This window comes from Methanobrevibacter sp. (assembly GCF_045577275.1).
Lineage (GTDB): Archaea > Methanobacteriota > Methanobacteria > Methanobacteriales > Methanobacteriaceae > Methanobrevibacter.
The window spans coordinates 1-1,592 of sequence record NZ_JAZNIB010000277.1; the positions used below are offsets into that span (position 1 = coordinate 1).

A 1,592-nucleotide genomic window follows, 5' to 3' on the forward strand; every position below is an offset into this window, starting at 1 on the left:
TTATAAATAGTTTTATATAGTAAATTTTTATAAGTTCTTAAGTTGTGATTATATGGTATCTAAGGAAAGTGATGAAAAAAGGGTTACTATTGTAATAAATAAGAATCTGGATTATAAGTTTAGGAAGATGGCCTCCCAAAAATTCAAGTTTGAACCGAGATGGTATAGCAAGGCTATGGAAGAAGCGGTTAATCTATGGATTGAGGACAATATAGGCGAAGATTTTGAATAGTTATATTGAATAGTTATATTGAATAGTTTATTTTGAATAGTTTTATAAATTTTAAATATTATATTATATATTATGCCTTCAATTGATTTTATTAGACAAATTCAAAAGAATGACCGTAAAACATTCTTCAAAGATTTTGAAAATGCACAAAAATTAAAGAATCAGGATTTTAGCTCTGATATATCTGACAGATCAGTTGAATCAAGACCTTTGATTGCAGATTTTACAGAGTATTCTCCACTTCATAATGGTCATTTTCATTGCATGAAGACTGCAAAGGCTACCATTCCTGATGGATTGTTTGTAGCGGTTGTTCCAGGATTGTTTGAGAGAAGCGGTAGAGGATTGCCTTATATTATGCATAGAAAGACAAGGGCAGAGATAGCTATTGCTGTAGGGGCAGATATTGTTGTTGAAGGTCCTCCTATGGGAATTATGGGATCTGGCCAATATTCCTTATGCTTGACCAAGATGTTTCAGGCATTGAACACTGATTTTATTCCTAGAGGATACAGGCCTTTTGACGGATATGAAAAAATCTTGGAAAGAATTTCTTTAGGTCATGGTGTTGCTCCAAAGCCTTATAAAATCGTTGATATGGACACAAAAGAAGTAATATATAATGGAAAGCTGGAAGAAGACAATTATGTTATTGTGTCATTCTCAAAATCACTCAAGAAAATAGGCTTTGATTTTAAGGATAAATTTATTTTTGTTCCACGTATTGAAGGTGTTAGCGGAACATTGATTCGTAAGGCATGTTCTGAGAATAATTTAGAATCAGTTAAAACAATGTTGCCAAGTGAGACAATTAGGATTTTGGAAAGAGAAATCAATGCAGATAGGGCACCATTGCATGATTTAAGAGATGAAGAAAGCATCATTGATTCTGCAAACAATCTATCTTATGATGATTTGGTCAAATTAAATTTCTTCAATGAAAAATTAGCAAATGAGTTGATCAATCAACGCGAAATAAAACCTTTCGAATCAATATCTGAAATCGAAGATTCCATTTTCTATGGTTTCAGCAGTCATTTTAAAAATAGGGTATTGAGCATTTTGGAAACAAGAATCAATGCAGATATGATTTCAGAATACATCAGTAATTATCCAAGCACTGTTCGCGTATTAAATTACAAAAATGAAGATGTATTGGAAGAATTCAAAGAAAAGGTCTTTTCCAATGAAAAGAATTATGTTTCCAATATTGATGTTTGTGAATGCTAACTTTTTTTATTTTTATTTTTATTTTTCAAATTAATTTTTTGATTGTTAATTTTTTTTACTTTTTTTATCGAAAACTATTGTTTATTAGTAAATATTATATAATATCAGTTAATAAAAATATATTATGAAT

Annotated in this window: 2 protein-coding genes; both read left to right on the top strand. The window is 29.9% G+C overall.

Annotation, left to right across the window (positions count from 1 at the left end; genetic code table 11):
- Nucleotides 1–52 precede the first annotated feature (52 nt).
- Nucleotides 53–232, top strand: a complete 180-nt coding sequence (locus tag ACKI67_RS08135; RefSeq protein ID WP_407463002.1) for a hypothetical protein — start codon at nt 53–55, stop codon at nt 230–232.
- 81 nt (nt 233–313) lie between these two features.
- Nucleotides 314–1,462, top strand: coding sequence for a nucleotidyltransferase family protein (locus tag ACKI67_RS08140; RefSeq protein WP_407463003.1), 1,149 nt, complete (start codon nt 314–316; stop codon nt 1,460–1,462).
- The last annotated feature ends 130 nt before the right edge of the window (nt 1,463–1,592 follow it).